Raw genomic sequence first — 24139 nt, 5'->3', positions numbered from 1 at the left:
ACTTCTTTGGGCTGCTGAAGAGCGAATGCTGGTTCAACGAAGAGTACGAAGATACAGAGCAGTTGAAACGTGCGGTGGATGAATACATCCACTACTACAACCACGAGCGGATCAAAGCAAAACTAAATGGCCTGAGCCCGGTACAGTACCGAACTCAGGCCATGTCATCCGCCAACTAATGTGTCCAATAAATGGGGTTCACTTCACTTTGCGGGTGGTTTTTTTGTATCCGGCATCGGCCTTAGCTGTTGTTGTTCACGAACAGGGTCAGCTCCTGGCCTGGCTTGAGGTAGCCGCTCTTGTCGAGCTGGTTCCAGCGCATCACATCCACCACGGCGACCTGGAACCGGGCGGCGATGGAGGAGAGGGAGTCGCCCCGACGCACCTGATAGACCATGGACTTGTCGCGGCTGGCGGCGCTCTTGGGCCAGATCACCAGCTGCATGCCGGGCTTGAGGGCCGACTTGGCATTGAGGCCGTTCCACTTTGCCAGCTCGCCATGGGTCACCCCATGGGCGCGGCTGATGTTCCAGAGGGTATCCCCCGAACGCACCTTGTAGTGGCGCTTGTTGCCAGTGGTGGCGGCGATCCGGGTCGGCTTGCTCTGGGGCTGGCGCGCAGCCGGGGCGGCAGCCACCGGGTTGCCATCGCTCGGGATCGCCAGGGTCTGACCACGGCGCAGGGTGTTGCCGCGCAGGTTGTTGGCCACCTTGAGCTGGTTGACGCTCACCCCGTTCTGCATGGCGATCCGTGACAGGGTATCGCCAGAGACGACCCGATAGGAGCGAGTCGGGATGCGCTCACGCTTGGGCAGGTCTGCCAGGGCCAGCTCCAGGCTGTCGGCGTACTCCACCGGCACCAGCAGGCGGTAAGGCCCCCTGGGGGAGGTGGTCCAGCGACTGAGGGCCGGATTGACCTCCTTGAGATCGGCCGGGCGCAGACCGGCGAGCTGAGCGGCCACGTGCAGGTCTATCTGCCCCTCGGTGTTGACGACCCGCAGCTTGGGTTCGTTGGCCAGGGTGGGCAGGGTCACGTTGTACTTCTCGGGGTTGCTCAGCACATCGGCCATGGCGAGTACCTTGGGCACGTACATGCGGGTCTCGCGGGGCAGATCCAGCGACCAGTAATCGGTGGGACGTCCCCGCTTCTGGTTGCGGACGATGGCATTGCGCACCCGTCCCTCGCCTGCGTTGTAGGCGGCGATGGTCTGCAACCAGTCACCGTCGAAGAAACGGTTCAGGTATTCGAAGTAGTCGAGGGCGGCATGGGTGGAGGCGAGCACGTCGCGGCGCCCGTCATACCAGCTGTCATGACGCAGGCCGAAGTTACGACCCGTCTGGGGCACGAACTGCCACAGGCCGACCGCGTTGCTGCGCGAGCGGGCATGGGGATCGAACATGCTCTCTATCATGGGGATGGTCACCAGCTCCATTGGCAGCCCGCGCCGTTCGATCTCCTCGACGATAAGGTAGAGGTAGGGTTCAGCACGACTGGCAATGGTGGCCAGATGATTGTCACTGCGTAAAATCGTCGCCCGCTGTTGGCGGATGCGCTGGTTGTCGGGGAAATCCAGTTGCATGTCATCGCTGATACGCACCCAGAGGTTGCCCGTATCAGTGCTCTCGTCCAGCTGCTCATCATTGAACAGGAAACGGGAGGCATGCTTTTTATGCAGTTTTTTGCTGACTTGTGGGGACTTGATCGGCTCACTTGCCGTTAGCGCCCGGTCATCCTGATGGTTCAGGTTTTGGCATCCACTGAGGATCAGCGTCGCCAATAAGGCCGTTCGTAACTTCATCTCACGCAGGTCATCTTGGTAGAAAATCAGCACGCATCATATGCGGCAAACTCAGACCGATCAAGTTTTGTTCAAAAAGTGTCCTTCCAGCGCCTGAGCACGGCGAAGGTATCTACTGGATTTTCCAAGCATTTCATCCCGTGTTTCTCAGCAGAAAATTTCACGCTTGGCTCATCGCATCGCAGAAAAACGTTGAATGCCCGCTCGTCGCCGAGCCGGGTTGGCAGACTCGGAAGGCCCTGCTGGCGCAGCTTGCTGACCTGGCCGACCCGCGCGTGCAGCGCCGAGTTGTCGGGTTCCACCGCCAGGCAAAAACGCAGGTTGGCCAGGGTATATTCATGGGCACAATAGACTTGAGTGTCATCTGGCAATGCCGCCAGGCGCATCAGGGAATCGTGCATCTGGGCCGGGGTCCCTTCGAACATGCGACCACAGCCAGCGGAGAAGAGGGTGTCGCCACAAAACAGCATGCCACCGCCATGGTAGGCGATATGGCCCAGGGTATGGCCGGGCACGTGCATGACGGTGAGGGTGAGCCCGTGCCAGCCTATCTTGTCCCCCTCATCGAGCCACTGGCCGTGTTGATCGGGCAGGGGGCTCAGCTTGGGACCATAAAGCCGCGCCTTGGGGTAGCGTTTGAGCAGGGCATCGACCCCGCCGACATGGTCGTGATGGTGGTGGGTGAGCAGGATGGCATCGAGTTCGAGTCCCAGCTCGTCGAGGCGGGTCTGCACGGGGGCCGCGTCGCCCGGGTCGACCACCAGGCAATGGTTTTCGTGTCGGATCAACCAGATATAGTTGTCATTGAAAGCGGGTATCGTGATCACTGGATACATGGCACAGGCCTCTTTATGTTCTCTTAATGAAGGGGATCTTATATAACTGGAGGGCGTGTCACCCATGTTCCCGAGGTTGAGTCCTATTATGCAGCTGGCCCGTACCGAACAACAGCTCGCGATCCCGACCAGCTGGGCCGAGATCCCGCTGGGGGACTGGGTCGCCGCCGAAATACAGGAGCGGCTCGACAGCTGGTGTCCCCAGCTGTTCGGTTATCACCTGCTCAAGGTCGGCAGCCTGAGCGCCGAGCTCTCCTGCGGCCACTCCCGCATCCGTCATCAGATTGGCCTGGCTCGGGCGGGACGGCTGCTCGACTGCATCGGGGATCCCCTGGCGCTGCCTGTCAGAGAGAACTGTATAGATGCCTGCCTGCTGGCCCATGTGCTCGACTTCAGCCCGGACCCTCATCAGGTGCTGCGGGAGGCCGAGCGGGTACTGACCGACGATGGCTGGCTGATCCTGAGCGGTTACAATCCCCTGAGCCTGGTGGGCCTGGGCCATCTGCTGCCTTGGTACCGGCGCAGATTGCCCTGGTCGGCGCGCATGTTCAGCCCGGCCAGGGTCATCGACTGGCTGCAACTGCTGGGCTTTGAGGTGATGCATGATGACAGGTTTGGTTATGCCATGATGGGGCCGCGCAGCCGCATCGGCTGGTGGCGGGAGAGCCTGGGTCGGGATTACCTGCGCCCGTTTGCCTCCGTCTATGTGATCGCCGCCCGCAAGCGGCGCTTCCCCTTGATCCCGGTGCGTCAATCCTGGTCCTTGACCAAGCAGGTGACGGCCTCCGGCATGGCCCGTCAGGGCTGGTAGCCTGTGTCTTCGGCCAGTTGCTTGCCACTGGCGGCATCCCGGGCCAGCTCGTCGCAGCGTTCGTTCTCAGGGTGACCCGAGTGTCCCTTGACCCAGAGCCACTCTATCTGATGACGAGCCACCTCGGCATCGAGCTGTTTCCACAGATCCACATTCTTGACCGGCTGACGACTGGCGGTCATCCAGCCCTTCTTCTTCCAGCCGATGATCCACTGGGTGATGCCCTGGCGCACATATTGGCTGTCGGTGGTCAGTCGCACCTGACAAGGCTCGCTCAGGGTGCGCAGCCCGACGATGGCGGCCATCAGCTCCATGCGGTTGTTGGTGGTGAGGCGATAACCGCCCGCCAGCTCCTTGCGGTGCTTGCCATAGACCATGACGGCACCATAGCCGCCCGGGCCCGGATTACCGAGGCAGGAACCATCCGTATATAAATCAATCTGTTTCAACATGAGCAATCAATCTGTTTTAACATGAGGCTTGGGGTAAACTAGCGAGCAAAACCGAAGTTTGACATAGATTGGAACATGAACACAGCCCAAGCCAACCGCCAGATCATTCTGGATACCGAAACCACCGGCATGAACTTTGGCGGCGGCCCGCACTATCTGGGTCACCGCATCATAGAGATCGGCTGCGTGGAGGTGATCAACCGCCGTCTGACCGGCAATCACTATCATGTCTACCTCAAGCCGGATCGGCTGGTGGACCCCGAAGCCATCCGGGTACACGGCATCACGGACGCCTTCCTGGCGGACAAGCCCATGTTCAGCCAGGTGGCGAACGAGTTCATCGACTTCATCCGCGGCGCCGAACTGGTGGCCCACAATGCCCCCTTCGACGTGGGCTTCATGGATTACGAGTTCAGCAAGCTGGGTCTCTCCCTCAAGACCGCGGACATCTGCACCATCACGGATACCCTGGCGCTGGCGCGGGATCTCTTTCCCGGCAAGCGCAACAACCTCGATACCCTGTGCGATCGCTACGGCATAGACAACTCTCACCGGACCCTGCACGGCGCCTTGCTCGATGCGGAGATACTGGCGGACGTCTACCTGCTGATGACGGGTGGTCAGACCAAGCTCAACCTGGCGGCCGAGAGCGGGGATGACAACAACAAGGACACCGGCATCCGCCGGCTCGACAGCAACCGCCCCCCCCTCAAGGTGATCCGGGCCAGTGCCGAGACCCAGGAATGCCATGAAGGCCGGCTGGATCTGGTGCAGAAGAAGGGAGGCAGCTGCCTGTGGCGTCAGTGAGAAGCGGAGTCGGGATCGGCGTGGCGCTCTGGCTGCTGGCGGGCGCCATGCCGTTCAGCGCCCAGGCCAGCGAGGTGTTTGGCCCCTCCGATGTGCCCTTGCTCGATAATCGCTTTCGCATCGACTACGGGGTAAAGGAGATCTCCTTCATCATCAAACGCCAACCCGGCACGCCTTCGGTGATCCTGGTGCGCCCCGATGGCAGCAAGCTCTATGCCGGTCGGGTGCAGTCGCCCGAGGTGGGCTGGCTCTCCCTCGACGATCAGGATGTGATCACCATACGCCACCCCATGGCGGGGCCTTGGCAGGCCATAGGCGCGGTGGATCCCGCCAACCGGGTGCGGCTGCTCAGCAACGTGCAGCTGGAGATGCAGCCCCTGCCGCAGCGGCTCTATCAGGGGGAGTACCTCAAGCTCGGGGCGCGGCTGCGCATCGATGGTGTCGTACCTGACCGCGCTTACTACCTGACCGACCTTGGCATGACGGTGCGCCTGCAGGCGTTCAACGATCCGCAGCAACAGGGGGAGCCGGTGTTCGAGACCGAGCTCGGTCGTTACCTCGACGATGGCAAGGGGCTCGACGAGGTGCCGGCCGATGGCATGCTCACCGCCGAGGCGAGGCTGGATGCCCCCGCGGGCAAGTACCGGGCCCTCATCAGCACGGGCAATCAGGTGTTCGTGCGGGCGCGGGGCCAGGAGGTGCTGCTCTATCCGCTGCCGGTGGGATACCGGGTGCAGAGCCAGGGGGAGCGGCAGGGCCCGAGCCTGGTGCTGCAGATAGACGAGGATGAGCTGGATCCGGCCAGCGTCGCCATCAGGGGGGAGGTGACCAGCAACACCGGAGCCCACACCCCCTTCACGGGTCAGGGAGGCGAAGGGGAGCTGACGGTGGATCTCGCCCGGCTGACCCTGGTGGGCAAATACAGGATCAATGCCGAGCTGTTTGCCACCAGCCGCAGCGGCCGCGAGCTGCGCATCGCCCTGCCGGAGAAGTCGTTTGACATCTATCCGGCCCTGGCCCCCGAGCCCGTGGCCCCTGTGGTGAGCGAGGCGGTGGCCGCCCCGGCATTTGAAGAGGATACGGGTACCCCCCTGTGGGTCTGGCTGAGCGCAGGCCTCGGGACCCTGGCCATGGCGCTGGCCGGGGTGGGCTTCATGCTGTGGCAGAAGCGGCGGGCGTTCAAACGGGCCATGGCGGCCCAGCAGGCGGCCGAGAGCAAGCCCGAGCCCGTGCTGGATCTCAACCTGCCCGAGCAGTAGCGCCAGCCCCCTTGCGCCACAGACGAAGCCGCCGTCCCCTGGGGACGGCGGCTTCGTTGTCATGGGCATGGCGGCATGGCGCCCCTGGCTCAGTGGGCGCCGATGAAGGGATCCCGGTAGGCGTCGCGAATGGCCAGGAAGTTGTCGAGGTTTGCCATCATCAGATCGACCAGTTGAGGGTCGAAATGCTCCCCCCGCTCCCGACGGATGAGCGCGAGCACTTCATCCAGCGGCCAGGCCTGCTTGTAGCAGCGATCCGAGCCCAGGGCATCGAACACGTCCGCCAGGGCGACGATGCGCCCCACCAGGGGGATGGCGTCCCCGGCCAGGCCCCTGGGATAGCCGCTGCCGTTCCACTTCTCATGATGGTTGCCGGCGATGGTGGCGCCAATCTGGAACAGGGCCAGCTTGCTGCCGCTCAGCATGTCGTGGCCGAGCTGGGCATGGGTCTTCATGATCTCCCACTCCGCCGGCTCCAGCTTGCCGGGCTTGTGCAAGATGGCATCGGGAATGCCGACCTTGCCGATGTCGTGCAGGGGGGAGGCGCGCTTGATGAGTTCGCTCTGCTCCTCGTCCATGCCAAGCAGCTGGCAGAACAGCTCGGTATAGAGGGCCACCCGCTTGACGTGCAGGCCCGACTCCTTGGAGCGCGACTCCACCAGTTCGCCGATGCGGTAGATGATCTCGCGCTCGTTGTCGGCGAGCAGCTCGTTGAGCCGGATGTTTTCCAGCGCCACTATGATGTTTTCGGTGAACAGGCTGAGCAGGCCGGTGTCCATCTGGCTCAAGGGCCGGTGGGCCTCGATGTGGAACAGCAGGTGATGGCTGCGGTTCTGGCAGTAGAGCACCATCTCATGACCCTGGTAGACGTTGGCCGAACGGCTCATGGCCTCCTGCAGAATGGCGGGGGCGTCGTGCAACCGTATCGGCTCCTTGCCGGGCAAGAGCGGCACCAGCATCTGATCCTTGAGCTCATAGGTGGACTGTCTGACGTTGTAGATCTGCGACTCTTCCAGGTTGAGCAGGGTGCAGAGCTGGGCCTGGGCCCCCTCGACGAACTGGCGCAGGGCCAGCTTGTCGAAGATCCCCTTGGAGGCCTGGATGACCTTCTCCAACCCCTGGCGATGGCTCTCGAGGGCGCAGATGTCGCGGTAGGAGCGCAGGCTGGCGCGCAGCAGGGTGCGCAGCTTCTGGGAGGTGAGCTCCGTCTTGTCCTTGTAGTCGTTGATGTCGTAGTTGTTGACCACGTCATCTTCTGGCGCCTGGCCCGGCTGGCCGGTGCGAAGCACGATGCGCACCAGCTTGTTGTGGCACACCTCGCGGGCGTAGCGCACCACCTCAAGGCCGGCGTCGTCCGCCTCCATCACCACGTCCAGCAGCAGCAGGGCCACGTCCGGATGCTGCTTGAGCAGGACCTTCGCGTCGGCGGCCGAGTAGGCATCCAGGAAGCTGATGGGTTTGCCATCGAATTCAAATTTGTTCAGGGTGAGCTTGGTGATGCGATGAACTTCCGGTTCGTCGTCTACTATCATCACCTTCCAGCCTGTCTGCTGTTTATCGTGAAGAGGCATCAGCTCGTCATCAATAATCAGGATGTCATCATCCATATCCGGATCCTGTGTTTCACCTTCTGCCTACCTTAACCGCTTCGCCTGGGTTAGGAAACTCATTGAAATACAAATAGCGAACTCGATCGGCTTCGCCCTGGCGGGACGAACGGGGCCCGGGACGGGGACAGGCTGGGGCGACTGGCAGGGAACGCGGGTCGCAATGGGGATAAAAAAACGCCTCCCGATGGGAGGCGTTGGTGTCAGCGGTGGGCTCATGCCGCCCTGTGATAGGCGGACGCCTCGAACAGTGCCTTGTTGGCCACCAGATCGATGGGATCGAAGTCATCGACGTTGATGGTGCGCAGGCGACTCGCCTCGGCGCGGCGCAGCAGATCGGCCTCGCTCTGGTTGATGACCCCCAGCACCAGGCCGGCGTCGGCCACCTTGTCGAGCTGGGTGAAGGGGCGCTTGCTGCCCTCTGCCTTGCACACCTTGTCAAACAGCGGCTCGGCGGCCAGCACGTCGTCCAGGGCTTGTTCCAGCAGCCCGAAGGGGTTGCCCTCTTCGCGCGTCAGATACTGGCCTTCGGCCAGACGGCTGCGGGTGGCGCTCGGGGTTTGCAGCAGACGGGCCACCTGGCTGTCGAGCTTGTCGGAGGGGCGCTTCAGGTCGCGGCCAAGCGGCAGCACGATGACGCGCAGGGCCAGGCCAATCCAGCGATTCGGGAAGTTGCGCAGCAGCTCGTCGATGGCCTCCTGGGCCTTGAACAGGGCATCTTGCAGCGCCCAGTGCAGCAGCGGCAGATCCGCCTGCTGACGACCCTCGTCATCGAAGCGCTTGAGGGCGCTGGAGGCGAGATAGAGCTGGCTCAATACGTCGCCCAGACGGGCGGAGACCCGCTCCTTGCGCTTGAGCTCGCCTCCCAGGGTGCCCATGGCCATGTCGGACAGGAAGGCCAGGTTGGCGGAGAGCCGAGTCAGCTGCTGATAGTAGCCGCGGGTGGCGTCCTTGAAGGGGGCGCCGGCGATGCGCGCCCCCGTGATGCCCAGGCTGAAACTGCGCACCAGGTTGCTGACCGCGAAACCGACGTGGCGGAACATCGCCTTGTCGAAGTCCTTGAGCCCCTGCTCCTTGTCCGGATGGCTGGCGGCCAGCATCTCCGGCAGGACGTAAGGGTGGCAGCGGATGGCGCCCTGACCGTAGATGATCATGCTGCGGGTCAGGATATTGGCCCCTTCCACCGTCACCGCGATGGGGGCACCCTGGTAGCCGCGGGCCAGGTAGTTGTTCGGGCCCATGCAGATGGCCTTGCCGCCGTGGATGTCCATGGCATCTATGATGCACTTCTGGGCGCGGTCGGTGAGGTGGTACTTGACGATGGCGGAGATGACCGAGGGCTTTTCACCCAGATCGATGCCGGTCACCGTCAGCTTGGCGGCGGCGCCCATCAGGTAGGCGTTGCCGCCCAGGCGTGCCAGGGGCTCTTCAATGCCTTCCATCTTGCCGATGGGCAGCTTGAACTGGCGACGGATGCGGCTGTAGGCGCCGGTGGCCAGGGCCAGCATCTTGACGCCGCCCGTGCTGTTGGAGGGCAGGGTGATGCCGCGACCGACCGACAGGCACTCCACCAGCATGCGCCAGCCCTGGCCGGCCATGGCCGGGCCACCGATGATGAAGTCCAGCGGCACGAACACGTCGTTGCCCCGGGTCGGGCCGTTCTGGAACGGCACGTTGAGGGGGAAGTGGCGGCGGCCTATCTCGACACCGTCGATGTCGGTGGGGATCAGGGCACAGGTGATGCCGAGCTCCTCTTCCTCACCCAGCAGGTGATCCGGGTCGCGCAGCTTGAAGGCCAGCCCCAGTACGGTGGCGATGGGGGCGAGGGTGATGTAGCGCTTGTTCCAGGTCAGGCGCATGCCGAGCACCTCTTCCCCTTCCCATTCGCCCTTGCAAACGATGCCGACGTCGGGGATGGAGCCCGCGTCCGAACCCGCTTCCGGGCTGGTCAGGGCGAAGCAGGGGATCTCCTTGCCGACCGCCAGGCGGGGCAGGTAGTGGTCTTTCTGCTCCTCGGTGCCGTAGTGTTGCAGCAGCTCGCCCGGCCCCAAGGAGTTGGGCACACCGACGGTGGAGGCGAGCACGGCGCTGGCGCCACACAGCTTTTGCAGCACGCAGGACTGGGCGTAGGCGGAGAACTCCAGGCCGCCGTACTTCTTCTTGATGATCATGGCGAAGAACTTGTGGTCCTTGAGGTACTGCCACACCTCGGGGGAGAGATCCGCCCGCTCGTGGGTCACTTCCCAGTCATCGACCATGCGGCACACTTCTTCCACCGGGCCGTCCATGAAGGCCTGTTCTTCGGCAGACAGGGTGCTGACCGGGATGGCGTGCAGCTTCTTCCAGTCCGGGTTGCCGGCGAAGAGATCCGCTTCCCACCAGGTGGTGCCCGCCTCTATGGCTTCCTTCTCGGTGCGAGACATCTCAGGCATGATGGATTTGTAGAGTCGAAACAGCGGCTTGGTCAGCTGGCTTCGGCGAAAATCCACCAGGTTGAGGGGGAGGGCTATCAGGGCGAACAGGGCCCAGACCAGCAGGGGCACATGACCAAACAGGGTGCCGAGCACCAGGGCGGCCAGGGTTGCCAGGGTCGAGATAAACAGGGACACCCGGCGATAAGCCAGGGCGCCGATAACCAGGATCACCCCGAGCAGAGTGAGGGTCGTCGTCATTGCTTGCTCCTTGCGTGATGTAATGCCAGATTGGCTTAACTCATCCAGAGGTCTGACCTGTTGGATATGGCCTCTGTTGTAATCCATGGGCAAAAAATTATCAAGCCGTTTACAAGCTTGTTACCTTGGTGATGTGAGCGCCATAACGCAATTTGACGCAGCCACTGCCTGGCCGGGGGCGACTCCTTCCCCGGCTTGTGCGAGAATGGCCGCGACGACATTTTGGAAGAGATATCATGTACCAAGACTTGATCCGCAATGAACTGACCGAGGCGGCTGGCGTGCTGCAGGCATTCCTGGCCGATGAGCAGAATCTGAACAATATCGAGGCGGCCGCCCGCTTGCTGGCCGACTCCTTCAAGCAAGAGGGCAAGGTGCTCTCCTGTGGCAACGGTGGTTCCCACTGCGACGCCATGCACTTTGCCGAGGAGCTGACCGGCCGCTACCGCGAGAATCGTCCCGGCTATCCCGGTATCGCCATCTCGGATCCCAGCCACCTCTCCTGCGTCTCCAACGACTTTGGCTATGACCATGTCTTCTCCCGTTACGTGGAGGCGGTCGGCCGTCGTGGTGACGTGCTGCTCGGGATCTCCACCAGCGGCAACTCCGGCAACATCCTCAAAGCCATCGAGGCGGCCCATGCCAAGGGCATGAAGGTGATCGCCCTGACCGGCAAGGATGGCGGCAAGATGGCGGGTCTGGCCGATGTCGAGATCCGGGTGCCCCATTTCGGCTACGCCGACCGCATCCAGGAGATCCACATCAAGGTGATCCATATCCTGATCCAGCTGGTCGAAAAAGAGATGGCCGAGTAAGGGCGGACGCCATGATGCAGCAACCGCTGAGTCCGACGTTGCCCGGGTGGAGAGGGGAAGAACATGTGTGAACTGCTCGGCATGAGTGCCAATGTGCCGACCGATATCTGCTTCAGCTTCACCGGGCTGATGCTGAGGGGCGGCAAGACGGGGCCCCACAAGGATGGCTGGGGCATCACCTTCTACGAGGGCAAGGGGTGTCGCACCTTCAAGGATCCGCAGCCCAGCGCCGAGTCCCCCATCGCCAGGCTGGTGCAGGCGCTGCCCATCAAGAGCCGCGCCGTGGTGAGCCATATCCGCCAGGCGAACCGGGGCTGCGTGTCGCTGGAAAATACCCACCCCTTCACCCGGGAGCTGTGGGGTCGAAACTGGACCTTCGCCCACAACGGCCAGCTCACCGGCTACAAGAAGCTGGCGACCGGGCGGCACAGACCCATTGGCGACACCGACAGCGAACACGCCTTCTGCTGGCTGCTCGACCGGCTGGAGCACAAATACCCCCGCCGCCCCGCCAACTTCCCGGCCATGTTCCGCCATCTGGCCACCCTGTGCGACGAGTTGCGTGCCCTGGGGGTGTTCAACATGCTGCTCTCCGATGGGGAATACGTGATGACCTATTGCAGCAACAATCTGCACTGGCTCACCCGGCGAGCCCCCTTCGGCGAGGCGCGCCTGCTCGACGAGGACGTGGCCATCGACTTTCAGAGCGAGACCACCCCCAACGATGTGGTCACCCTGATTGCGACCCGGCCCCTGACCGGCAACGAATCCTGGCAGCCCATGGCGGCGGGGGAGCATTGCCTGTTCCGTCTCGGCGAGCTGGTGTCACGGGGCGGTGCCGGCGTCGCCTGATCCTGGCGGCCAAAGGGTCGGGTAACCACATCGCTCAATGAAAGAGGGAGGCCCATGGGCCTCCCTCTTGCTGTCTCTGTTGCCTGTGGGCGGTTCAGGATTCGTCGCTGGCATGGCCAGCCGGGCCCAGCAGGGCGCCATCGAGCCAGGCGCCCTCGCCATCGCAGCGCAGGCGTCCCTGACAAAACCACTGCACCACCAGGGGGTAGAGGCTGTGCTCCTGGGTCTGGACCCGGGCAGCGACATTCGCTGCCTCGTCTTCCGGGAAGATGGGCACCCGGGCCTGCAATACCACGGGGCCGCCATCCAGCTCTTCGGTGACGAAGTGGACGCTGGCACCGTGCTCGTCATCACCGGCATCGATGGCGCGCTGGTGGGTGTGCAATCCCTGGTATTTCGGCAGCAACGAGGGATGGATGTTGAGCATCCGCCCCTGATAGTGACGCACCAGGTCCCCGGTCAGGATCCGCATAAAGCCGGCCAGCACGATGAGATCGGGCTGGTGGCTGTCGATGCGGGCCATCAGGGCGGCATCATAGGCCTCTCGGCTGTCGAAGCCCTGGTGGGACAGCACCTCGGTTGCCACCCCGGCCTGCTCGGCCCGTACCAGACCATAGGCATCGGCCTTGTTGCTGATGACGGCCACGACCTGGCCGTCGATCCTGCCCTGGGCGCACCCATCCAGGATGGCCTGCAGGTTGCTGCCGCTGCCGGAGATCAGCACCAGAATACGGGTCATGGGACGGCTCATCGGATGATGACCTGCTCCTCACCATCGGCCGCCTTGGCGATGTGGCCGATGTGCCAGGCGTGCTCGCCCTCTGCCTTGAGCAGGGCCAGTGCCTTGTCCAGCTCGCTGGCGGGCAGGGCAATGATCATGCCGACGCCGCAGTTGAAGGTACGGTACATCTCGTGACGGGTGACGTTGCCCGCCTGCTGCAGCCAGCTGAATACCGCCGGCCACTGCCAGCTCTGCTCGTCGATCACCGCCTGGGTATTGGCGGGCAGCACGCGGGGGATGTTCTCCCAGAAGCCGCCACCTGTGATGTGGGACAGGGCGTGGATCTCGCACTCCTTGATGAGCTTGAGCACGGGTTTCACATAGATGCGGGTCGGCTCCAGCAGGGCATTGGCCAGGGTGGTCTCACCCAGGGGCTGATGCACGTCTGCCTGGGAGACTTCCAGGATCTTGCGCACCAGGGAGAAACCGTTGGAGTGGGGGCCGCTGGCGGCCAGGGCGATCAGGGCATCCCCTTCGCCGACCTTGCTGCCGTCGATGATCTCGCTCTTCTCGACCACGCCGACGCAGAAACCGGCGATGTCGTAGTCTTCCCCTTCATACATGCCCGGCATTTCGGCGGTCTCGCCGCCCACCAGGGCGCAGCCGGACTGTTCGCAGCCGGTGCCGATGCCGGTGACCACGGCGGCGGCCGTGTCCACGTCCAGCTTGCCGGTGGCATAGTAGTCGAGGAAGAAGAGGGGCTCGGCGCCTTGCACGATGAGGTCATTGACGCACATGGCCACCAGATCGATGCCCACGGTGTCATGTTTCTTCAGGTCGATGGCCAGGCGCAGCTTGGTGCCCACCCCATCGGTACCGGAGACCAGTACCGGCTCCTTGTAGCCCGCAGGAATTTGACACAGGGCCCCAAAGCCGCCAAGACCACCAAGGACTTCAGGACGACGAGTGCGCTTGGACACGCCCTTGATGCGTTCAACCAGTGCGTTGCCGGCATCGATATCAACGCCAGCATCCTTGTAGCTCAGTGAGGTTTTGTCAGTCACGCGAGTAGTCCCCGTCATGTATAGAGGTGGAGGGTAAAATTCGGGGCGTATTCTACCAGCCGGGGCCGAAAACCTGAAAGGAAATCGTTTGCGCGTTTTTGCCGGGAAATGCTCTACAGATGGCGCTTTTTGTTGTATGATTCCGCGATTTTTCTTGCGGCAGTTAGAGGAGATAATAATGAAGGTCATCGAAGCCAAGCACCCCCTGGTCAAGCACAAGATTGGTCTGATGCGCGAAGGCGATATCAGCACCAAACGCTTCCGTGAATTGGCCAAGGAGGTCGGCAGCCTGCTGACTTATGAAGCCACCTCTGACTTTGAAACCGAGAAGGTCACCATCGACGGCTGGAACGGCCCGGTGGAAGTCGACCAGATCAAGGGCAAGAAGGTCACCGTCGTGCCCATCCTGCGTGCCGGTCTGGGCATGATGGACGGTGTGCTGGAGCACATGCCGAGCGCCCGGGTCAGCGTGGTCGGCATCTACCGCGATGAAGAGACCCTGCAGCCGGTGCCCTACTTCGAGAAGATCGTCAGCAACATCGAGGAGCGTCTGGCCCTGGTCATCGATCCCATGCTGGCCACCGGCGGCTCCATGATCGCCACCATCGACCTGCTCAAGAAGAAAGGCTGCCACTCCATCAAGGTGCTGGTGCTGGTCGCGGCGCCGGAAGGGCTCAAGGCCCTGGAAGCGGCCCACCCAGACGTGGAGGTCTACTGCGCCGCCATCGATGATGGCCTGAACGAGAAGGGCTATATCGTCCCGGGTCTGGGGGATGCCGGCGACAAGATCTTCGGCACCAAGTAAGCCCAAGCGCATTCCCGCGCCATTTGCGAAGCCGACCCCAGGGTCGGCTTCGTCGTTTGCGGCGCGCTTTGGGCGTCTTGCCGGTCTCATTGCGGGCGCCCGGCTTGCTGGCGGGCGTGGCTTGCCGCTACCATGGCGCTATCCCATCTTTGCCAGAGAGTCCTTGCCCATGTCCAAATTCCTGCTCGCCTGTTGTGGTGCCCTGTTTGCCTGCGCCGTGGGAGCCGCCCAGCTCGATGACCTCTATCAGGGGATGGCGCCCACCAGCGGCGACATGCAGGCGGCCCAGGGTCAGGCCCTGGCCCAGGTGCTGATCAAGGTGAGCGGCAAGCGCGACATAGTGGACAAGCCCGAGGTGGTCAAGGCGCTGGCGGATCCCAAGGCCTTCGTGCAGCGCTATGGCTATCAGGATGAGGGGGAGGTGAAGCTGCTCAAGGCGAACTTCATCCCGGCCCAGGTCAATGCCCTGATCGCGGGCAGCGATTACGCCCTGCTGGGCCCGGCCCGGCCGCAACTGGCACTCTGGCTGGTGGAAGATGACGCCGAGCGGCGCATCATCTCGGATCAGTCCGGCGATGGCTGGTCAACGGCACTGCGCAGCCAGGCCCGGGTGCTGGGGCTGCCGGTCAGCATTCCGCTGATGGATCTGGATGACAGCATGGCGGTGAGCGCCACCGATGTCTGGGGCCGTTTTGCCGGTCCCATCCTCAAGGCCAGCCAGCGCTACGGCGCAGAGATGGTGGTGCTGGGTCAGCTGGCGGCCAAGGAGGAGGGGTGGAACCTGACCTGGACCCTCTATGGCCCCAAGTCGGGCGCGGCCGAACCCTTGACCCAGGGAGAGGCGCAAGGCTCCCGGGAGGAGGTGGCCAGCCAGCTGGCCGACGGCCTGGCCGCCTGGCTGGTGGAGCAGTACGGCGCCCGCCTCGGGGCGACCAGATCTACCCAGACCCTGCTGGTGGAAGGGGTGCAGGGCATCGATGAGATGATCAGCCTGCAGAAGCTGCTGCAGGGCATGGCCAGCGTCAGCCAGGTCACCATAGGCCAGCTCGATGGCGACAAGGTGAACTTCTCCCTCACCTTGCAAGGGGATCAGGCCGATCTTGTCCGCAGCCTGGAGCTGGAGCCCAGGCTGCAGCCTCTGCCTGCCGAGGGAAGCCTGCGTTACCAATGGTCGCAGCGCTGATCCTGAGGGCGCCGGGCGTGGGCCCGGCGGTTCTCTATCGGGCCGGGCGATGTTACACTAGCCCGCAAATGTCACAGTCAAAGCCCAACGAGTGAAGCAACCGGCCCAACTGTCTTTAGCCGTACAACTCCCGGATGATGAAACCTTCGTCAGTTTCTACCCCGGCAACAACGCCCATCTGATCACGGCCCTCAAGAATGCCGCCATCGGTCAGGGTGCACCTTTCCTCTATTTCTGGGGCGCCAAGGGATCGGGTCGCTCCCATCTGCTCCATGCCACCTGCGCCGAGGTCAATGCCCGCGACGCCGCGGCCGCCTACCTCTCCCTCGATCAGTTCGAACAGCTGGATCCCAGCATGCTCGATGCCCTGGAGAGTCTGCCCCTGGTCTGCCTCGACAGCCTGGAGGCCATCGCCGGCAACTCGCTCTGGGAGCGGGCCCTGTTCGATTTTTACAATCGCTGGCAGGAGAAGGGGGAGGGAACCCTGGTGGTGACGGGGTGCAGCGCGCCGCGCAAGCTGGGGCTGCAACTGCCGGATCTCGCCTCCCGCCTCGACTGGGGGGTGAGTTTCCACCTCGACGAGCTGGACGACGAAGGCAAGCTCAGTGCCCTGCAGCTGCGGGCCGAGCTGCGGGGCTTCAAGTTGCCTATCGACGTGGGCCGCTTCCTGCTCAACCGCCTGTCCCGCGACATGCGCACCCTGCTCACCACCCTCAATCAGCTCGACAACGCCTCCTTTCGCGCCAAGCGCAAGCTGACCATCCCCTTTGTCAAAGAGATCCTCGAACTCTGAGCCAATGGTGACGGCCTGTCTACGCCACCTCCTTGAATGGTGAGCAAAAAGAAACCCCGGCACCAGGCCGGGGTTTTGTCATTTCAAGGGGCACTGCCTATCAGTGGAATTGGTCTTCTTCGGTGGAGCCGGTCAGCGCGGTCACCGAGGATTGGCCACCCTGGATAGTTGGCTGAAGGGGTCACCTTTTCGGTACCACTCCAGCCATCACCTTAGTGGAACTGGTCTTCTTCGGTGGAGCCGGTCAGCGCGGTCACCGAGGATTGGCCACCCTGGATAGTTGGCTGAAGGGGTCACCTTGTCGGCACCACTCCAGCCATCACCTTAGTGGAACTGGTCTTCTTCGGTGGAGCCGGTCAGCGCGGTCACCGAAGACTGGCCGCCCTGAATGACGGTGGTCACCTTGTCGAAGTAACCGGTGCCCACCTCCTGCTGGTGCGCCACGAAGGTGTAGCCCCGCTCGGCGGCGGCAAACTCAGGTTGCTGCACCATCTCGACGTAGTGCTTCATCCCCTCGCCGCGGGCGTACTGGTAAGCCAGCTCATACATGTGGAACCACATGTTGTGGATACCCGCCAGGGTGATGAACTGGTACTTGTAGCCCATGTCGGAGAGCGCCTGCTGGAAGCGGGCGATGGTGGCATCGTCCAGGTTCTTCTTCCAGTTGAAGCTGGGGGAGCAGTTGTAGGCCAGGATCTTGTCCGGGTACTGGGCCTTGATGGCTTCGGCAAACTGACGCGCCTCGTCCAGATCGGGCTTGGCGGTCTCGCACCACACCATGTCGGCGTAGGGGGCATAGGCCAGGCCGCGGGAGATGGCCTGCTCGATACCGGCCTGCACCTTGTAGAAGCCTTCACTGGTGCGCTCACCGGTCAGGAAGCCGGCATCGTAGGGGTCGGCGTCCGTGGTCAGCAGGTCGGCGGCGTTGGCGTCGGTGCGGGCGATCACCAGGGTGGTGGTGCCGCAGACGTCGGCGGCCAGGCGGGCCGCAACGAGTTTTTGCACCGCCTCCTGGGTCGGCACCAGCACCTTGCCGCCCATGTGGCCGCATTTTTTCACGGAAGCCAGCTGATCTTCGAAGTGCACCCCGGCGGCGCCCGCTTCAATCATGCCTTTCATCAGCTCGAAGGCGTTCAGTACGCCCCCGAAACCGGCTTCCGCATCCGCGACGATCGGCAGGAAATAGTCGATGAAACCGGCATCCTGCGGGCCCACCTTGTTGGCCCACTGGATCTGGTCGGCCCGGGCGAAGGAGTTGTTGATACGCTCCACCACTGACGGCACCGAGTTGGCCGGGTAGAGGGACTGATCCGGATACATGGTGGAGGACAAGTTGTTGTCCGCCGCCACCTGCCAGCCGGAAAGGTAAATCGCTTCGATGCCCGCCTTGGCCTGCTGTACCGCCTGGCCGCCGGTCAGGGCGCCGAGGCAGTTGACGTAGCCCTTCTTGGCGCCGCCGTTGATCAGCTCCCACAGCTTGTCGGCGCCGCGCTGGGCCAGGGTGTGCACCGGCTGCAGGCTGCCGCGCAGGTTCACCACGTCCTCGGCGCTGTAGCCGCGCTTGATCCCTTTCCAGCGGGGGTTCTCTGCCCAGTCTTTCTCGATAGCCTGGATCTGTTGCTCACGGGTCAGTGCCATATCAGTTCCCTCTTTCATTGATTTCACGTGTCCATTGACTTGTTATTGGCGAGCCCCACCCGGGGCCCGGATTCAGAGCCGCTCGTAACCGGGCAGCGTCAGAAAATCGATCAGGGTATCGGCGCAGGTGATCTCTTCCATCAGGTCGCTCGCCTCGGCAAAGCGCCCGGCCTGCCAGCGGGCGGCGCCTACCTCGGCTTTGACCACCTCCTGCTCCTCGGCCAGCATCTGGCGAAACAGCGCCTTGGTCACCACCTGGCCGTTCGACAGGCTCTTGCCGTGGCGGATCCACTGCCAGATGGAGGTGCGGGAGATCTCGGCGGTGGCGGCATCTTCCATCAGGCCATAGATGGGCACGCAGCCGTTGCCATTGATCCAGGCCTCCAGGTATTGCAGCGCGACCCGGATGTTGGTGCGCATGCCGGCCTCGGTGCGCTCCCCCTCGCAGGGGGCCAGCAGATCGGCGGCGGTGATGGGGGCATCCTCTTCACGCAGCACGCCGATCTGGTTCTGGGCACCCGCCGGAATGCTCGCGTTGAACACCGCCATGGCGGTATCGGCGAGGCCCGGATGGGCCACCCAGGTGCCGTCGTGGCCGTTGTCGGCCTCGCGCTGCTTGTCCGCCAGTACCTTGGCAAACACCTGCTCGTTGACTGCCGGATCCTTGGCCGGGATAAAGGCGGCCATGCCCCCCATCGCCAGCGCGCCGCGCTTGTGACAGGTCTTGATCAGCAGCCGCGAGTAGGCGGAGAGGAAGGGCTTGTCCATGGTGACCACCTGACGGTCCGGCAGCACCCGATCGGGATGGTTCTTCAAGGTTTTGATGTAGCTGAAGATGTAATCCCAGCGGCCGCAGTTCAGCGCGACGATGTGATCCTTCATCTGATAGAGCAGCTCGTCCATCTCGAATACCGCCGGCAGGGTCTCGATGAGCACTGTGGCCTTGATGGTGCCCCGTGGCAGACCAAACTTGTCTTCGGTCCAGGCGAACACCTCGCTCCACCAGCGCCCTTCCAGATGGCTCTGCAGCTTGGGCAGGTAGAAGTAGGGGCCCGAGCCCTTGGCCAGCAGCGCCTGATAGTTGTGCAGGAAATAGAGGGCGAAGTCGAACAGGCCGCCGGGGATGGGCTCGCCATCGAAGGTGACGTGTTTTTCCGGCAGGTGCAGGCCGCGCACCCGGCAGATGAGCACGGCGGGATCGGGATTGAGGGTATAGGCCTTCCCCTCGGGGCTCTGGTAGGCAATGGTGCCGTTCACCGCATCGCGCAGGTTGATCTGACCCTCGATCACCTTGTTCCAGGCGGGGGCCAGTGAATCCTCGAAGTCGGCCATGAACACTTTTACGTTGGCGTTGAGGGCGTTGATCACCATCTTGCGCTCGACCGGGCCGGTAATTTCTACGCGGCGGTCCTGCAGATCGGCGGGAATGCCGCGCACCGTCCAGTTACCATCGCGAATATGGGCGGTTTCCGGCAAAAAGTCCGGCAGCTCGCCACCATCGATGCGGGCCTGGCGGGCGATGCGTTGCTTGAGCAGGGCCAGGCGCTGGGGAGCGAAATGTTCCACCAGCTCTGACACCAGGGCCATCGCTTCCGGCGTCACTATCTGTGCGTACTCGGGTTGCATGGGGCCTTGGATGCGAAGGCGATCGCTGCAGAGGGGCTGGGCCGGTGCCGACATGGGGTCACTCCTGTGAAAAGTTACATTTAGAACTCAATAACTACGACTAAAGTCGAATCCCTGTTTCGTGTCCCTGCGAGAGAGGCAAGTAACATGGATGTTACGGTGCTGAAAATAATCAGTTACGTCAACTTGTTTTTTTAAACGCCTGTTTTCATCTGGTGGTTAAGTTGATGTTTTTTATGGGATTGAAAGAATTGAGTAAAAACTCAAACCAGATGGATATGCTCTCACGGGAGGGGCCGCTGCCGACGGCTCTGCTGGCTGGCTCGGTCAAGGGGGTTTTGTTGCAAGTTACGTAATTTAATTACATATGCAAGGAGGGATCCCGACTCGACTCCAGGCTGAAAGTAAACAGCTGTATGAATAGGGTCGCATCGGGCGCGGGCCGACCAGGGGCTTGTCTGGCAAGGGGAAACGGACGCTGTTTAAAACTGGCGGAGGGGAGGGCGCTCGGGTGGAGCCGACGCTGGGACAAGTCCGGGATTGGAGCGCAATAACGTAGGTTTGTGTCGGATGCCAGCGAGGACGCCTTGGGCCCAGGCACGGCGGCATCAGAACGATGAACTGTTATTTCATGTCAATGCGACAGATAACACTTTTTTATGAGCACCCCCGCGATGGGGGGCGAGGAGGAGTGAAGGGCACTGACGTGTCCCCTCAATACTCTTCGTCGGGCTCGGCGAGATCGATGATGTCGAGGCGAACGACCTGCTCATCATCGGGTTCCTGGGCGGGGGTATGGGGGGGATGCTGGGTGGTCATGTCTGCTTGCCTCTGGGTAGATTGCAAGCCGGTGGGGAGGTTCCTGACCCCGAATTTTCCGCATCCCTGCAGCGTGTGCCGGCACAAAGGCGCATATCCTAGCGACTAATTGGCAAAGGCTCAAGCGGTTCTGTATAAAAAATGGTCCGACCTTGACACCCCTCTCTGTTCTCTCTGTTCTCTCTGTTGGGTGGTGGGAGGCGGAGTGTCGCTGGCAAGGCCTTGGCTCCTCGAGCGTGGATCACCGAGAGCGAGTGCTAGTGAGTTGGTGCGGGCAAAAAAATAGCCCAGTCGAGAGACTGGGCTATTTTCGGGGAATGATGGTCGGCGTGAGAGGATTCGAACCTCCGACCCCTGACACCCCATGACAGTGCGCTACCTGGCTGCGCTACACGCCGACTGCGTCAACCTTGGCTGACGGAGGTGAAGTCTAATGAGATGGTCCTTTCGGCGCAAGTCCTTTTTTATCAGAGAGATGCCGACTGCTTCTTTATTGCGCAACCCAGATGTTTCTTGGGCTATCCGGGGGGATTTGGCATAATCGCCCCCCATTTCAACCGGCCTGTGCGGGCCCGTTGTCGAGCAATATTTTTCACACTGGCTGTTTTGAACAAAGGGGAGCGACCTTGGGCGCCGAGATGTCTGCACAGGATGAAATCTGGATGAGACACGCCATGGCCCTGGCCGCCAGGGCGGAGGAGATGGGAGAGATCCCGGTCGGCGCCGTGCTGGTGCTGGGGGATGAGGTGGTGGGAGAGGGCTGGAATGGCTCCATCACCGGCCACGATGCCTGCGCTCATGCCGAAATCATGGCGATCCGGGCCGCCGGCGTGCGACTGCAAAATTATCGTCTGCTCGATACCACCCTCTATGTGACCCTGGAACCCTGCTGCATGTGCGCCGGGGCCCTCATCCACAGCCGGGTCAAACGGGTGGTGTTCGGGGCGACGGATCCCAAGACGGGGGCGGCGGGCTCGGTGTTCAACATATTGCAAGACCCCCGCCACAACCACAGGGTGACGCTGTGCGGCGGCGTACTGGCCGAGGCGTGCTCCGCCCAGCTCTCCGCCTTCTTCAAGCGCCGCCGCGCCGAGCAGAAGGCGGCAAGGAACCGGCCCTCTGCCGACGGGCTCCCCCCTGGGCAGGGGTGAGGGTCAGGTCCTGCTTTCCTCTCCGGCTGGGTCCTAGGGGAGGGAGCATCAAATTCATGTTGTTATTCAGCCAGTTGACCGTTTCACCCCCGGCTCGCTGGTCGCAATAAACTCCCGCCCCATGTAACAAAACTGTCATGCAACCGCCATATAATGCCGCCAAGCCTAGCTCACATTGAGGTTTTGCATGTCATCGGAATCGATTCACCTGATCATGGCGGGCAGCAGAAAGCGCCGGATCAAGGACACATTGGCCAAATATGGCGTCACCACGGGGGGAACCCTGGTCCTGGTGGCGCTCTTGCTCATCTTCTTTTATCTGCTCTACGTGGTGAAGCCCATCTTCAATGGCGCCTCCATGGAGCCGCTCGCCAGTTTCTCTCTGCCCATCAAGGACAAGACCGCCTGGATCGGGGTCGAGGAGCAAAACGAGATAGGGTATCGCTTCAGCGACAAGGGGGAGGTCAACTTCTTCGCGTTGCAAGACGATGCCCGCTTCAAGGTGGGGGAGGCCATCGCCCAGGCCCAGGTGCCGGGCGAGGTCAGCGCGGTGGCGATCCCGACCCCGGGCAAGACCTACCTCGCCTATGGTTTCACCGATGGCAAGGCCCTGGTGGTGGAGCCCAGGTTCAAGGTGAGCTACCCGGGGGACGTGCGCCTCATTGAGCCGCAACTCTCCTATCCGTTCGGTGAGGCGCCCATCTCGGTGGATCCCGAGGGCCAGCCCCTGAGCCAGCTGGTGTTCGAGGCGGCCAAGGACAAGATGGTGGCGGCCGCCCTGACCCAGGATGGCCGTGGCGTCATGGCGGTGCTGAGCGGCGAGGAGAACTTCATCTCGGGCGAGGTGGAGTGGACCAGCCAGAGCTACCCGATCCCGGCGCTGCCCCGTCAGGTGGATCAGATGCTGTTGACCCCCAACCTGCGCATCCTGCTGGTGCGTTCGGGCAACCGTCTCTCCGTCTATGACATCCAGAACCTCAATGACATCCAGTTGCGCAGCGTGCTCAACATCAATGCCCCCAATGCCAACGTCACCCAGCTGGCGCTGCTGGCGGGGGCCTCCTCCATCCTGGTGGGCAATGACAACGGCGTCATCTCACAGTGGTTCGAGGTAGCCAGGGAGGGGAAACGCGAGTTCACCTACATCCGCGACTTCAAGAGTGACGGTGCCGTGGCGCAGCTCACCCCCGAGCTGTTTCGCAAGGGCTTCGTCGCCGGCAGCCAGGATGGCGCCATCAACTTCTTCCACGCCACCGGTGAATCCAAGCTGCTCGGCGAGAAGATTGACGGCGGTGCCTTCAACGGCCTGGCGATCTCCCCTCGCAACAACCTGCTGCTGCTACAACAGGGCAACGAGATCAAGACCTTCTCGGTCGAGAACGAGCACCCCGAGGTGACCTGGTCCGCCCTGTGGCAGGAGGTGTGGTACGAAGGGTATCCCGAGCCCATGTATGTCTGGCAGTCCACCTCCGCCAGCAACGACTTCGAGCCCAAGCTGAGCCTGATCCCCATCTCGTTCGGTACCCTGAAGGCGGCCTTCTACGCCATGCTGTTCGCCGTGCCGCTCGGCATTGCGGGGGCCATCTATACCGCCTACTTCATGTCCGCCGGCATGCGCAAGTTCGTCAAGCCGACGGTGGAGATCATGGAGGCGCTGCCCACCGTGATCCTGGGCTTCCTGGCCGGTCTGTGGCTCGCCCCCATCGTCGAGGATTATCTGCCTGGCATCTTCATGATGCTGATCATGCTGCCCCTGGGCATGCTGCTGACCGCCCTGGCCTGGCATGGCCTGCCGGGCAAGCTCAAGCAGTGCGTGCCGGAAGGGAGCCAGGCGGTGCTGCTCATCCCTGTGGTGCTCTTCATCGGCTGGCTGGCCCTGACCCTGAGCCCGGCGGTGGAGCATGCCTTCTTCGGCGGCGATACCCGCAGCTGGCTCACCAACGAGATGGGTATCAAGTTTGACCAGCGCAACTCCCTGGTGGTGGGCATCGCCATGGGCTTCGCGGTCATCCCGACCATCTTCTCCATCGCCGAAGACGCGGTCTTCTCGGTGCCCAAACACCTGACCCAGGGGTCACTGGCCCTGGGGGCGACCCCCTGGCAGACCCTGACCCGGGTGGTGATCCTGACCGCGAGTCCGGGCATCTTCTCGGCGGTGATGATGGGCCTTGGCCGCGCCGTGGGCGAGACCATGATAGTGCTGATGGCCACCGGCAATACCCCCATCATGGACTTCTCCATGTTCCAGGGGCTGCGCACCCTGGCCGCCAACATAGCGGTGGAGATGCCGGAGTCGGAAGTGGGCAGTTCCCACTATCGGGTGCTCTTCCTCGCGGCCTTCGTGCTGTTTGTGTTCACTTTTCTCGTCAATACCCTGGCCGAGTTCGTCCGCCAGCGTCTGCGTGAAAAATACAGTTCCCTGTAGTGAAG

20 protein-coding genes and 1 tRNA gene are annotated in these 24139 nt (G+C 62.6%); 11 read left to right on the top strand and 10 right to left on the bottom strand.

Annotated elements, in window-relative coordinates; genetic code table 11:
• Window positions 1-179 (top strand): IS3 family transposase (locus ACLHZ1_RS15130; RefSeq protein WP_427262750.1); only part of this gene is annotated, 179 nt, incomplete at its 5' end.
• Between the two features lie 62 nt (window positions 180-241).
• On the opposite strand, the gene ACLHZ1_RS15125 is transcribed toward ACLHZ1_RS15130, so the two are convergent.
• Entirely contained in the window at window positions 242-1798 is a 1557-nt protein-coding gene (locus tag ACLHZ1_RS15125; protein WP_427262746.1) for a LysM peptidoglycan-binding domain-containing protein, read from the bottom strand.
• A gap of 71 nt (window positions 1799-1869) precedes the next feature.
• Window positions 1870-2634 carry a hydroxyacylglutathione hydrolase gene (gloB, locus tag ACLHZ1_RS15120; RefSeq protein WP_427262745.1) on the bottom strand — a complete coding sequence of 255 codons (765 nt, stop codon included), beginning with the start codon at window positions 2632-2634 and terminating at the stop codon, window positions 1870-1872.
• An 88-nt stretch (window positions 2635-2722) separates the two neighbouring features.
• On the opposite strand from gloB, the gene ACLHZ1_RS15115 reads away from it, so the two are divergent.
• The gene (locus ACLHZ1_RS15115) at window positions 2723-3445 is read left to right on the top strand and encodes a class I SAM-dependent methyltransferase (protein WP_427262744.1); all 723 of its coding nucleotides are present in this window, start codon (window positions 2723-2725) and stop codon (window positions 3443-3445) included.
• On the opposite strand, the gene rnhA is transcribed toward ACLHZ1_RS15115, so the two are convergent.
• A complete protein-coding gene (gene rnhA / locus ACLHZ1_RS15110) occupies window positions 3433-3897 on the bottom strand; it encodes a ribonuclease HI (RefSeq protein WP_041998295.1) in 465 nt (154 codons plus the stop codon). The genes ACLHZ1_RS15115 and rnhA overlap by 13 nt on opposite strands.
• Window positions 3898-3972: 75 nt before the next feature.
• Between rnhA and dnaQ the strand changes: the two genes are divergently transcribed.
• Window positions 3973-4704: a DNA polymerase III subunit epsilon gene (dnaQ, locus tag ACLHZ1_RS15105; RefSeq protein WP_408794620.1), complete on the top strand. Its 732-nt coding sequence runs from the start codon at window positions 3973-3975 to the stop codon at window positions 4702-4704.
• A gap of 47 nt (window positions 4705-4751) precedes the next feature.
• Window positions 4752-5963: a TIGR03503 family protein gene (locus ACLHZ1_RS15100; protein WP_427262749.1), complete on the top strand. Its 1212-nt coding sequence runs from the start codon at window positions 4752-4754 to the stop codon at window positions 5961-5963.
• An 89-nt stretch (window positions 5964-6052) separates the two neighbouring features.
• Here ACLHZ1_RS15100 and ACLHZ1_RS15095 read toward each other — a convergent pair whose 3' ends face one another.
• The gene (locus ACLHZ1_RS15095) at window positions 6053-7570 is read right to left on the bottom strand and encodes an HD domain-containing phosphohydrolase (protein WP_427262743.1); all 1518 of its coding nucleotides are present in this window, start codon (window positions 7568-7570) and stop codon (window positions 6053-6055) included.
• Window positions 7571-7785: 215 nt separating this feature from the next.
• Window positions 7786-10242, bottom strand: coding sequence for an acyl-CoA dehydrogenase FadE (fadE, locus tag ACLHZ1_RS15090; RefSeq protein WP_427262742.1), 2457 nt, complete (start codon window positions 10240-10242; stop codon window positions 7786-7788).
• Window positions 10243-10478: 236 nt separating this feature from the next.
• Between fadE and lpcA the strand changes: the two genes are divergently transcribed.
• Together lpcA and ACLHZ1_RS15080 are read left to right on the top strand one after the other, a co-directional pair.
• Window positions 10479-11057 carry a D-sedoheptulose 7-phosphate isomerase gene (gene lpcA, locus ACLHZ1_RS15085; RefSeq protein WP_408794627.1) on the top strand — a complete coding sequence of 193 codons (579 nt, stop codon included), beginning with the start codon at window positions 10479-10481 and terminating at the stop codon, window positions 11055-11057.
• A gap of 63 nt (window positions 11058-11120) precedes the next feature.
• Entirely contained in the window at window positions 11121-11909 is a 789-nt protein-coding gene (locus ACLHZ1_RS15080; RefSeq protein WP_427262741.1) for a class II glutamine amidotransferase, read from the top strand.
• 94 nt (window positions 11910-12003) lie between these two features.
• Here ACLHZ1_RS15080 and purN read toward each other — a convergent pair whose 3' ends face one another.
• Together purN and purM are read right to left on the bottom strand one after the other, a co-directional pair.
• Entirely contained in the window at window positions 12004-12648 is a 645-nt protein-coding gene (purN, locus tag ACLHZ1_RS15075; protein ID WP_427262740.1) for a phosphoribosylglycinamide formyltransferase, read from the bottom strand.
• Between the two features lie 8 nt (window positions 12649-12656).
• Entirely contained in the window at window positions 12657-13694 is a 1038-nt protein-coding gene (purM, locus tag ACLHZ1_RS15070) for a phosphoribosylformylglycinamidine cyclo-ligase (protein WP_427262739.1), read from the bottom strand.
• A gap of 178 nt (window positions 13695-13872) precedes the next feature.
• Here purM and upp point away from each other — a divergent pair, with 178 nt between their 5' ends.
• The 3 genes from upp to hda all read left to right on the top strand — a co-directional run bounded on the left by upp (window position 13873) and on the right by hda (window position 16475).
• A complete protein-coding gene (gene upp, locus ACLHZ1_RS15065) occupies window positions 13873-14499 on the top strand; it encodes a uracil phosphoribosyltransferase (RefSeq protein ID WP_041998280.1) in 627 nt (208 codons plus the stop codon).
• A gap of 169 nt (window positions 14500-14668) precedes the next feature.
• Window positions 14669-15682, top strand: coding sequence for a DUF2066 domain-containing protein (locus ACLHZ1_RS15060; RefSeq protein WP_427262738.1), 1014 nt, complete (start codon window positions 14669-14671; stop codon window positions 15680-15682).
• 91 nt (window positions 15683-15773) lie between these two features.
• Window positions 15774-16475, top strand: a complete 702-nt coding sequence (gene hda, locus ACLHZ1_RS15055; protein ID WP_427262737.1) for a DnaA inactivator Hda — start codon at window positions 15774-15776, stop codon at window positions 16473-16475.
• A gap of 324 nt (window positions 16476-16799) precedes the next feature.
• Here hda and aceA read toward each other — a convergent pair whose 3' ends face one another.
• The 3 genes from aceA to ACLHZ1_RS15040 all read right to left on the bottom strand — a co-directional run bounded on the left by aceA (window position 16800) and on the right by ACLHZ1_RS15040 (window position 20956).
• Window positions 16800-18113, bottom strand: coding sequence for an isocitrate lyase (aceA, locus tag ACLHZ1_RS15050; protein ID WP_427262736.1), 1314 nt, complete (start codon window positions 18111-18113; stop codon window positions 16800-16802).
• Between the two features lie 72 nt (window positions 18114-18185).
• Window positions 18186-19793: a malate synthase A gene (gene aceB / locus ACLHZ1_RS15045; protein WP_427262735.1), complete on the bottom strand. Its 1608-nt coding sequence runs from the start codon at window positions 19791-19793 to the stop codon at window positions 18186-18188.
• Between the two features lie 1086 nt (window positions 19794-20879).
• Window positions 20880-20956 (bottom strand) — tRNA-Pro (locus ACLHZ1_RS15040).
• 240 nt (window positions 20957-21196) lie between these two features.
• On the opposite strand from ACLHZ1_RS15040, the gene tadA reads away from it, so the two are divergent.
• Both tadA and ACLHZ1_RS15030 read left to right on the top strand, forming a co-directional pair.
• Entirely contained in the window at window positions 21197-21709 is a 513-nt protein-coding gene (gene tadA, locus ACLHZ1_RS15035; RefSeq protein WP_408794645.1) for a tRNA adenosine(34) deaminase TadA, read from the top strand.
• Window positions 21710-21896: 187 nt separating this feature from the next.
• Window positions 21897-24134: an ABC transporter permease subunit gene (locus tag ACLHZ1_RS15030; RefSeq protein WP_427262734.1), complete on the top strand. Its 2238-nt coding sequence runs from the start codon at window positions 21897-21899 to the stop codon at window positions 24132-24134.
• Window positions 24135-24139: the final 5 nt, after the last annotated feature.

This window comes from Aeromonas sobria, assembly GCF_050266975.1.
Lineage (GTDB): Bacteria > Pseudomonadota > Gammaproteobacteria > Enterobacterales > Aeromonadaceae > Aeromonas > Aeromonas sobria_B.
The sequence above is the reverse complement of the archived record's forward strand: the minus strand, read 5'-3'. Positions and strand labels throughout refer to the sequence as shown.

Bases quoted from the DNA above. Each gene is read 5' to 3' on its own strand.
- ACLHZ1_RS15125 (WP_427262746.1), bottom strand. From the start codon at position 1,798: ATGAAGTTACGAACGGCCTTATTGGCGACGCTGATCCTCAGTGGATGC.
- gloB (WP_427262745.1), bottom strand. From the start codon at position 2,634: ATGTATCCAGTGATCACGATACCCGCTTTCAATGACAACTATATCTGG.
- ACLHZ1_RS15115 (WP_427262744.1), top strand. From the start codon at position 2,723: ATGCAGCTGGCCCGTACCGAACAACAGCTCGCGATCCCGACCAGCTGG.
- rnhA (WP_041998295.1), bottom strand. From the start codon at position 3,897: ATGTTGAAACAGATTGATTTATATACGGATGGTTCCTGCCTCGGTAAT.
- dnaQ (WP_408794620.1), top strand. From the start codon at position 3,973: ATGAACACAGCCCAAGCCAACCGCCAGATCATTCTGGATACCGAAACC.
- ACLHZ1_RS15100 (WP_427262749.1), top strand. From the start codon at position 4,752: ATGCCGTTCAGCGCCCAGGCCAGCGAGGTGTTTGGCCCCTCCGATGTG.
- ACLHZ1_RS15095 (WP_427262743.1), bottom strand. From the start codon at position 7,570: ATGGATGATGACATCCTGATTATTGATGACGAGCTGATGCCTCTTCAC.
- fadE (WP_427262742.1), bottom strand. From the start codon at position 10,242: ATGACGACGACCCTCACTCTGCTCGGGGTGATCCTGGTTATCGGCGCC.
- lpcA (WP_408794627.1), top strand. From the start codon at position 10,479: ATGTACCAAGACTTGATCCGCAATGAACTGACCGAGGCGGCTGGCGTG.
- ACLHZ1_RS15080 (WP_427262741.1), top strand. From the start codon at position 11,121: ATGTGTGAACTGCTCGGCATGAGTGCCAATGTGCCGACCGATATCTGC.
- purN (WP_427262740.1), bottom strand. From the start codon at position 12,648: ATGACCCGTATTCTGGTGCTGATCTCCGGCAGCGGCAGCAACCTGCAG.
- upp (WP_041998280.1), top strand. From the start codon at position 13,873: ATGAAGGTCATCGAAGCCAAGCACCCCCTGGTCAAGCACAAGATTGGT.
- ACLHZ1_RS15060 (WP_427262738.1), top strand. From the start codon at position 14,669: ATGTCCAAATTCCTGCTCGCCTGTTGTGGTGCCCTGTTTGCCTGCGCC.
- aceA (WP_427262736.1), bottom strand. From the start codon at position 18,113: ATGGCACTGACCCGTGAGCAACAGATCCAGGCTATCGAGAAAGACTGG.
- aceB (WP_427262735.1), bottom strand. From the start codon at position 19,793: ATGTCGGCACCGGCCCAGCCCCTCTGCAGCGATCGCCTTCGCATCCAA.
- tadA (WP_408794645.1), top strand. From the start codon at position 21,197: ATGTCTGCACAGGATGAAATCTGGATGAGACACGCCATGGCCCTGGCC.
- ACLHZ1_RS15030 (WP_427262734.1), top strand. From the start codon at position 21,897: ATGTCATCGGAATCGATTCACCTGATCATGGCGGGCAGCAGAAAGCGC.